The organism is Pseudoalteromonas sp. BSi20439, from assembly GCF_000241165.1.
Taxonomy (GTDB): domain Bacteria; phylum Pseudomonadota; class Gammaproteobacteria; order Enterobacterales; family Alteromonadaceae; genus Pseudoalteromonas.
On the sequence record NZ_BADW01000143.1, the window covers coordinates 1 to 1,351 of the forward strand.

Here is a 1,351-nt window from a genome sequence, read left to right on the forward strand (position 1 = left end):
TAACATTTTAGTATTTATGCGACACGCTGTTTGTGTTGCATAATCGCTTGTTGGACTGAGCCGCTACCTGCTCGATGTGTCAGAGTTGGTGTTGTTTATGCTATGGGAATTTGCTTTTTGAAGGCTCTCACTTTCCTTGCTAATTTAATCAGCTTAGCTAGTGTTATGTAAGCTTTCCCTGCATTGCTCAGCGCTTATTATGTATTCATTACACCTAAATTTGGCTTAATAAGCAATTATATTTTTTACACGTACAGAGGCCGCTAGCCTGAGCAATTAAGCAGGTTAACTCATTGATTTGATGCAGCAAGCAAGACTGCTAACTCGTTCGCGCTATTTTATTTGTCGCCACATCTATATTCATCACACCAATAAATCGTAAGGTACCTGTCTTGCATGACTGGCAAGGCCAATGCGGTATCAGTGTTACGTTTTCTGTCTTTAGCTTCTCCACTTTACCTCTGTGTGATTCTTGTGACCTTATTAATGCTAACTTTCGCTTGCGACACGCATTAGCTAAAAAGCCATAGTGGCGAATGCGCATAAACCCTTTGGGCAATACATGTTGTAAGTAGCGCCGTAAAAATTCATCACAACTCAGAGTCATGACTTTATCGCGGTTGTTATCTGCATAATCGCGGTATTTAAAGCTCACTGTTTCTTCAGTCGCTGACACTAATCGCGATTCTGACATCACGCCTTTTCGGGTATAACGAGCAAGGTAACTAACTAGCTTTTCACTGTACGTTAAACAGGCTTTGCTATACACGCACCATTTGGTTGGCGTGCTTACCTTCGCGAATGAACTATCGCATTCATTGAGCGCCGCCAGCATTTTCCCTCTGAACACTGTTGATAATGCTTTAACGGGGTATAAATAGCCTTTTTCTATTTCATACCAGTGCGCTTTATCAAGCGCGCCTGCGGGTATCAAACAGTGTAAATGGATATGCTGACCTAAGTTTTGCCCCCACGTATGCAGTACACTTGTCATGCCTAACTGACCATGCCTCTTTCGTTTCGCAAATTTACTCAGCGTTTGCCATGTGGCTTTGAATAAACACTGATACAACGCGTTTGGGTTGTAGTGCGCAATGATATTCAACTCATGCGGGAGTGTAAAAACAAGGTGGAAATACCTACATGGTAATAAATCCTCCTGCTGTTTTTGCACCCATTTAGCCGTAGCCATGCCTTGGCAACGCGGGCAATGACGGTCTCGACAGCTACATCCAATCTTTTGCGACTCCCCACAGTTATCACATTGCCATGCTTGATAACCGAGCTGACCCGTTCTGCATGATTGAAGGTGCTGACACACGCGCAGTTGTTGATAACTCACCGTATGATG

1 protein-coding gene is annotated in these 1,351 nt (G+C 43.4%); it reads right to left on the bottom strand.

Going from position 1 to position 1,351, the window contains the following annotated elements:
• Nucleotides 1-319: 319 nt before the first annotated feature.
• On the bottom strand, nt 320-1,351 hold a 1,032-nt coding region (locus P20439_RS12165), incomplete at its 5' end, for an IS91 family transposase (RefSeq protein WP_036933896.1).